Here is a 6,946-nt window from a genome sequence, read left to right as displayed (position 1 = left end):
TCTCGCTCCCACAGGGTTTGCGTAAACCTGTGGGAGCGAGCCTGCTCGCGAAGCTTTTCAGATCGACGCGGTCTCTTTGTAGGCTTTCAAGGCTTTTAGTCGCTCGCGCTTGATAGCCTCCCCCAACTCCGGCCCCTTGAAGCCTTGCTCCAGCAGCGGCTGAACCGCCACGCTGCGAGCAGCGGTTGCTGCGCCGCGCAAATAATCCGCCTGTGGATAACTTCTTTCTTCCAGCCCTTTGCGCCCGCGCGCATCCATCTCACATGCCGCGATGAACTCCTCGAACCGCTGTGGTCGACGGAAAACGTCGAAGCTTTGCAGCAGTTCCAGCAATGTCGATGGCTTCAGCTCATGGGCGCGATGCCCGTGGGTGTGATACTCGCCCACCAGCAGCGCCAGTTCCTGGCAGTCTCTCGGTACTTTGAAGCGCTCATTGACCGCTTTGATCAGCTTCAGGCCTTTGAATTCGTGGGCAATATGTCGCGGCCATTCCTGCTCTGGCGTCAGGCCTTTGCCCAAGTCGTGCAGCAGGCAGGCCCAGCGTACGGTCAGTGGCTGTTTGTGTATGGCGGCTTGCTGCAAAACGCTCAGGGTGTGCGCGCCGGTATCGATTTCCGGGTGATGGGTCGGGGGTTGTGGTACGCCGAACAGCGCCTCGACCTCGGGCATCAGTACCTTGAGTGCGCCGCATGCGCGCAAAACCTCAACAAACACCTGCGGCTGATCTTCCATCAGCGCGCGGGAAATTTCCTTCCAGCTGCGCTCCGGGGTCAGCGCCTCAAGTTCGCCTGATTCGCTGAGTTGACGCATCAACTCCAGGGTTTCCGGGGCAACGGTAAAACCCAGCGTCGCGTAGCGCGCCGCGAAGCGGGCAACACGCAGGACTCGGAGTGGATCTTCGGCAAATGCCGGGGAAACATGGCGAAGCAGGCGTGCTTCGAGATCGCGCTGCCCGTGGTACGGATCGGTCAGGTTTTGCTGATCGTCTTCGGCCATGGCATTGATGGTCAGGTCGCGACGGATCAAGTCTTCTTCGAGGGTGACTTCAGGGCTGGCGTGAAAAGTGAACCCACCGTAACCGCGCCCGCTTTTGCGTTCGGTGCGGGCGAGGGCATATTCCTCACCGCTTTTTGGATGAAGGAACACCGGGAAGTCCGCGCCCACCGGGCGAAAGCCCTTGGCGAGCATTTCTTCGGTGGTGGCGCCGACCACAACCCAGTCGATATCGGTGACCGGTTTGCCCAGCAGGCGATCACGAACTGCACCGCCGACCTTATAAATACGCATAAAAAACCTCCGTTAGCTCGACAGGATAACCGTTGCGTCGAGCTTTCGGAGGCACAAACCGGATCAAAGATGGATGACGGCCAGGTCCAGGCGGCCGTAATCGCCTTCGCTGTGCTCGCTTCTGGGTGGCACGTGGTGGGTTTTCATCACCTGATCCCCTTGCAGGGTTTCCAGGTGAATATCGAAGCCCCAGAGGCGGTGCAGGTGCTTGAGTACTTCTTCTGTGGAATCACCCAGCGGTTTGCGGTCGTGTTGCTGGTGGCGCAGGGTCAGGGAGCGGTCACCACGCCGGTCGATGCTGTAAATCTGCACGTTGGGCTCGCGATTGCCCAGGTTGTATTGCGCCGCCAGTGTTTCACGGATGATGCGGTAGCCTTCTTCATCGTGGATCGCTGGCACCAGCAGATCGTCCTTTTGGTCGTCATCGAGAATGCTGAACAACTTCAGGTCCCGGATCACCTTCGGCGACAGGTACTGCAGGATGAAACTCTCATCCTTGAAGCTGCTCATGGCGAACTTGATGCTGGACAGCCAGTCGGTACCGGCAATTTCCGGGAACCAGCGGCGATCTTCCTCGGTGGGTTCTTCGCACATGCGCCGGATGTCCCGGTACATGGCAAACCCGAGAGTGTAGGGGTTGATTCCGTTGTAGTAAGGGCTGTCGAAGCCCGGCTGAAAGACCACGCTGGTGTGGGATGTCAGGAATTCCATCATGAAGCCGTCAGTGACCAGGCCTTCGTTGTACAGGTCATTCATCAGCGTGTAATGCCAGAACGTGGCCCAGCCTTCGTTCATCACTTGGGTCTGGCGTTGAGGGTAAAAATATTGAGCGATCTTGCGCACGATCCGCACGATTTCCCGTTGCCACGGCTCCAGTAGCGGAGCGTGTTTTTCGATGAAGTACAGGATGTTTTCCTGCGGTTCGGCGGGGAAGCGTGCATTGTCCTTGTCGCTGTACTTGTCAGCGCCTTTTGGAATGGTGCGCCACAAGTCATTGATCTGCTTCTGCAAATGCTCTTCCCGATCCTTTTGCCGGCGGCGTTCTTCCTCGGCGGAAATCGGATAGGGGCGTTTGTAGCGGTCGACCCCGTAGTTCATCAGCGCATGGCAGGAGTCGAGCAGGTCTTCGACCGCGTCGATACCGTGGCGTTCTTCGCATTGCATGATGTACTGCTTGGCAAACACCAGGTAATCGATAATCGAACTGGCGTCGGTCCAGGTGCGGAACAGGTAGTTGCCTTTGAAAAAGCTGTTGTGCCCGTAGCAGGCATGGGCCACCACCAGCGCTTGCATACAGATGGTGTTCTCTTCCATCAGGTAGGCGATGCATGGGTCGGAGTTGATCACGATCTCGTACGCTAGCCCCATCTGGCCGCGGGTGTAGGATTTTTCAGTACTGAGGAAGTGTTTGCCGTAGGACCAGTGGTGATAACCCAGCGGCATACCGACGGAAGCGTAGGCGTCCATCATCTGCTCGGCGGTGATCACTTCGATCTGGTTCGGGTACGTATCGAGTGCGTAACCCGCCGCAATACGACTGATTTCGCGGTCGTAGGCCTGGATCAGCTCGAACGTCCATTCGGAGCCGGTGGAAATGGGTTGGCGTTTCTGCTCTTTGGCGGTCATGTCACTAACCTGCGCTGGAAGAGTTCACGGAAGACCGGATAGATATCCCCGGCCGAGACCAGTTGTTGCTGGGCAAATGTGTCGGAAAAGGCTTCGGCGATGCGCTCGTATTCAAACCACAGGGCCTGGTGTTCGCGCGGGGTGATCTCAACGTAAGTGTAGTACTGCACGAATGGCATGATCTGGTTGATCAGGATGTCACGGCAGATCGGAGAGTCATCGTTCCAGTTGTCGCCGTCGGAGGCTTGGGCGGCGTAGATGTTCCACTCGTTGCTCGGATAACGCTCGGCCATGATCTCCTGCATCAGTTTCAGTGCGCTGGAGACGATGGTGCCGCCGGTTTCCCGGGAGTAGAAAAACTCCTCCTCATCCACTTCGCGGGCGCTGGTGTGATGGCGGATGAACACGACGTCGATCTTTTCGTAGTTACGCTTGAGAAACAGGTACAGCAGGATAAAGAAGCGCTTGGCGATGTCCTTGGTTGCCTGGGTCATCGAGCCGGACACGTCCATCAGGCAAAACATCACGGCCTTGGAGCTGGGGTTGGGTTGCTTGATGAGCAGGTTGTACTTGAGGTCGAATGTGTCGAGAAACGGTATGCGGTGAATGCGCGCGCTGAGCTTTTCGATTTCAGCTTCTATTTTCTGAATATCGCCGAAGTTGTCTGGTTCTTCCTGTTTGATTCGCAGAAGCTCTTCCTTGGCTTCGCGCAGTTTTGCCCGGCTGCTGCCGGACAGGGCGATTCGCCGGGCGTGGGCTGAACGCAGGGTGCGAATGATGTTGATCCGCGACGGGTTGCCCTCGTTGCTGATCCCGGCCCGCACGGTCTTGAAGGTATCGGTGCCGGTCAGATTGCGCTTGACCAGATTGGGCAGTTCGAGATCCTCGAACATGAATTCGAGGAACTCTTCCTGGGTGATCTGGAAGACGAATTCGTCCATCCCTTCGCCGGAATTGCCGGCCTTGCCGGGGCCTCGACCACCGCCGCCTCCCGGTGGGCGGGCGATATGTTCACCGCTGGTGAATTCCTTGTTGCCCGGGTGCACGATCGTTTGCTTGCCGCCGCGACCGTGGTGGAGCACCGGCTCGTCGATGTCGCGGCCGGGAATGCTGATTTGTTCGCCGTGTTCCATATCGGTAATGGAGCGCCGGCTGACCGCCTCTTCGACAGCCTTTTTGATGTGGTCACGGTAGCGCCGCAGAAACCGCTGACGGTTCACCGTGCTCTTGTTCTTGCCATTGAGACGTCGGTCGATCACATAGCTCATGACTGCTCCTTAGAAGCTGTCCTGAAAGGGGCGAGCGGTGATACAGCATCGAACCGAGAGCCGAGGGATATTGAACGCTCCCCCAAGCGCTTTGGATGCTGCCTGAACTCGCTACCGACTTTCGAACACCTCCCAGAGGCCTGTGTAACAGAAAAGCCCACACAGGTCTCTGGCTGACGACAACCGGTCTGACCGGCAGCGGGTTATTGTGATTTTCTGACCCGCAGGTACCACTCGGACAGCAGTCGCACCTGTTTGTCGGTGTAGCCCCGCTCGACCATCCGTGTGACGAAGTCGTTGTGTTTTTGCTGGTCCTCTTTGCTGGCCTTGGCGTTGAAGCTGATGACTGGCAACAGGTCCTCGGTGTTGGAGAACATTTTCTTCTCGATGACCACCCGCAGTTTTTCGTAGCTGAGCCAGGTCGGGTTCTTGCCGTTGTTGTTGGCCCGGGCACGCAGGACGAAGTTGACGATTTCGTTGCGGAAATCCTTTGGATTGCTGATGCCGGCCGGCTTCTCGATTTTCTCCAGTTCTTCGTTCAACGCTACGCGGTTGAGGATCTCGCCGGTTTCCGGGTCCCGGTATTCCTGGTCCTGGATCCAGAAGTCGGCGTACAGCACATAGCGATCGAAGATGTTCTGGCCGTACTCGCTGTAGGACTCGAGGTAGGCGGTCTGGATCTCCTTGCCGATGAATTCGATATAGCGCGGTGCCAGGTACTCCTTGAGGAAGCGCAGATAGCGTTCGCGGGTCTCCGCCTGGAACTGTTCCTGTTCGATCTGTTGTTCCAGCACGTAGAGCAAATGCACCGGGTTGGCGGCAATTTCGTGCGGATCGAAGTTGAACACCTTCGACAGGATCTTGAACGCGAAACGGGTGGAAAGACCGTTCATGCCCTCGTCGACACCGGCGTTGTCACGGTATTCCTGGATCGACTTGGCTTTCGGATCGGTATCCTTTAGGTTCTCGCCGTCGTACACGCGCATCTTCGAGTAGATGTTGGAGTTTTCCGGCTCCTTGAGGCGCGAGAGCACGGTGAACTGGGCCAGCATCTTCAGGGTATCCGGCGCGCAATGGGCCTTGGCCAGCGAGCTGTTGAACAGCAGCTTGTCGTAGATCTTCACTTCGTCGCTGACCCGCAGGCAGTACGGCACTTTGACGATGTAGATCCGGTCGATGAAGGCTTCGTTGTTCTTGTTGTTGCGGAAGGTGTGCCATTCCGATTCGTTGGAGTGGGCCAGCAGGATCCCGGTGAACGGAATCGCACCAAGACCTTCGGTGCTGTTGTAGTTGCCTTCCTGGGTAGCCGTCAGCAATGGGTGCAGCACCTTGATCGGTGCCTTGAACATTTCGACGAACTCCATCAGGCCCTGGTTGGACCGGCACAGTGCGCCCGAGTAGCTGTAGGCATCGGCGTCGTTCTGTGGGAATTCCTCCAGTTTGCGGATATCGACCTTGCCCACCAGTGCCGAGATGTCCTGGTTGTTTTCATCGCCCGGTTCGGTCTTGGCCACGGCGATCTGGTTGAGGATCGACGGATAGAGTTTGACCACGCGGAACTGGCTGATGTCGCCACCGAATTCGGCCAGGCGTTTGGTGGCCCATGGCGACATGATGGTATTGAGATAGCGCCGTGGAATGCCGAAGTCTTCCTCGAGGATCGCGCCATCTTCGGTGGCGTTGAACAGACCCAGGGGCGACTCGAAAACCGGCGAGCCCTTGATCGCATAGAAGGGTATTTTTTCCATCAGTTGCTTGAGCTTTTCGGCCAGCGACGATTTACCGCCACCGACGGGGCCGAGCAGGTAGAGGATCTGTTTCTTCTCTTCCAGGCCCTGAGCAGCGTGGCGGAAATACGACACGATCTGGTCGATGCATTCTTCCATCCCGTGGAAGTCTTCAAAGGCCGGATAGCGGCGGATCACCTTGTTGGAAAAAATTCGCGACAGTCTCGAGTTGGTCGAGGTGTCGAGCAGCTCCGGTTCTCCGATGGCCAGCAGTAGACGCTCGGCGGCGGAAACATAGGCGCTGCGGTCTTTTTTGCACAGCTCCAGGTACTCTTGCAGAGAGAGTTCTTCCTGGCGCGTGGACTCGAAGCGTTGTTGGAAGTGGCTAAAGATACTCATGACGTCACCTCGCTCGATACGTGGAGCCGACGCCGGATCACTCAGTCGATGCTGGCAGCAACCGAACAGGCGGTTGCTGTTTACCCCCCAGAACTCCCTCAAGGCTTACCGCCCCGAAAGCTACTCCCGATGATCCGTGCGCCGGTGTACCGGCTCTCCCCTGTTTTGGATGGCCTGCGCTTAAGGATAGTTGGGAATTCGGCAGGGAAAGGCAAGATGCGTAATTGTTTGTGGCAGACCGTTCGTCTGCCACCGCGCCAGCCCGCGGGAGCCGGGGCCTGCAACGTTACAAAAAAATTATTCGGGGGTGCCTTGCGTCGTTTCCGCAGGATAGGTCGTACGCCACAATTCAAATCCGCCATCCATGCTGTAGACGTCGGAGAAGCCCTGGCTGATCAGGTAGGCGGCCGCGCCCTGGCTGGAATTGCCGTGATAACAGACCACCACGGTCGGTGCGTCGAGGTCGGCACCCTGGATGAAAGCGTGCAGGGAATGGTTGTCCAGATGCTTCGAGCCTGCGATGTGCAGGGCGGCAAAAGTGGCCGGGTCGCGGACGTCGACCACCACTGCGCCTTGTTCGCGCAGGGCCTGGGCCTGTTCCGGGGGGATACGTTTGAATTCGCTCATGGCGGGCTCCTG

The 6,946-nt window shown here is 57.7% G+C and carries 5 protein-coding genes; all 5 read right to left on the bottom strand.

Annotation, left to right across the window (positions count from 1 at the left end; translation table 11 throughout):
• Positions 1-57 precede the first annotated feature (57 nt).
• The 5 genes from ACM6IK_RS14165 to glpE all read right to left on the bottom strand — a co-directional run bounded on the left by ACM6IK_RS14165 (position 58) and on the right by glpE (position 6,934).
• Complete coding sequence (locus ACM6IK_RS14165) at positions 58-1,287, bottom strand: multifunctional CCA addition/repair protein (protein ID WP_414874833.1); 1,230 nt, start codon at positions 1,285-1,287, stop codon at positions 58-60.
• Between the two features lie 63 nt (positions 1,288-1,350).
• Positions 1,351-2,913 carry a SpoVR family protein gene (locus tag ACM6IK_RS14160; protein ID WP_414874832.1) on the bottom strand — a complete coding sequence of 521 codons (1,563 nt, stop codon included), beginning with the start codon at positions 2,911-2,913 and terminating at the stop codon, positions 1,351-1,353.
• Positions 2,910-4,181, bottom strand: coding sequence for a YeaH/YhbH family protein (locus ACM6IK_RS14155; protein ID WP_277532370.1), 1,272 nt, complete (start codon positions 4,179-4,181; stop codon positions 2,910-2,912). The genes ACM6IK_RS14160 and ACM6IK_RS14155 overlap by 4 nt, the downstream gene beginning before the upstream one ends.
• Before the next feature lie 203 nt (positions 4,182-4,384).
• Positions 4,385-6,307 carry a PrkA family serine protein kinase gene (locus ACM6IK_RS14150; protein ID WP_108216905.1) on the bottom strand — a complete coding sequence of 641 codons (1,923 nt, stop codon included), beginning with the start codon at positions 6,305-6,307 and terminating at the stop codon, positions 4,385-4,387.
• A gap of 297 nt (positions 6,308-6,604) precedes the next feature.
• A complete protein-coding gene (gene glpE / locus ACM6IK_RS14145; protein ID WP_414874831.1) occupies positions 6,605-6,934 on the bottom strand; it encodes a thiosulfate sulfurtransferase GlpE in 330 nt (109 codons plus the stop codon).
• Between the last annotated feature and the right edge of the window lie 12 nt (positions 6,935-6,946).

This window comes from Pseudomonas sp. IT-196MI5 (assembly GCF_949767415.1).
Taxonomy (GTDB): Bacteria; Pseudomonadota; Gammaproteobacteria; order Pseudomonadales; family Pseudomonadaceae; genus Aquipseudomonas.
Note: the sequence above shows the minus strand (reverse complement) of the source record. Positions and strands in the feature narration are given on the sequence as shown.